General features: G+C 65.7%; 1 pseudogene. It reads right to left on the bottom strand.

Annotation, left to right across the window (positions count from 1 at the left end):
- Positions 1-270, bottom strand: a pseudogene (locus tag FQ755_RS05095) (glucosyltransferase); the annotation flags it as partial.
- Positions 271-569 lie beyond the last annotated feature (299 nt).

Below are 569 nucleotides of genomic sequence, written 5' to 3'. Positions count from 1 at the left end.
CGCGTCCGGATGCAGCAGACGTAGCTGCTCAACCGTTTGCAGCGCGGGATCCGCCGAATCGTGCACGCCGAACAGAAACTGCAATGGCCCCGGATAGTCCTGCTGGCAGAAACTCGACAGATTGCCAAGCAGGGTCCATTCGGCGCCGTGCAGCGGCTTGACGACGGTGACCGGAGGATGACTGCTGGGCTCCGAGGGCAGGCGCGCGAAGAACCGCCCAATCAATGCGCCGGCCAGCAGCGTGTACGCAATGCCGAACACGGCGCCCATGGCGCAGAACGCGACCAGCGCGAGGCGCACCACATGCGCCGCACCCACGAGGCCTTCAAGCGCGATAAGGGCGACAAGGCCGCCCGCCAGCAACGCGGCAAGCGGGCGCGCGAGCCAGACGAGGCGCTTCATGTCGGGGCCATCCACGCAACGCAGCGGGAGGGGCGCATACGCATCAGGCTTCGTGAGCGCGCAGGAACCGGAAGAACTCGACGCCTTCGCGCAGGCGCCGCTTCATCATGTCCCAGCTCATCAGCATCTCGCGCACAATCTCCCAGATTTTCGAGGGCCGGAAATAG

It is taken from the genome of Paraburkholderia sp. BCC1885, from assembly GCF_900996235.1.
Lineage (GTDB): Bacteria > Pseudomonadota > Gammaproteobacteria > Burkholderiales > Burkholderiaceae > Paraburkholderia.
This window is presented reverse-complemented; position numbering and strand designations above follow the sequence as displayed.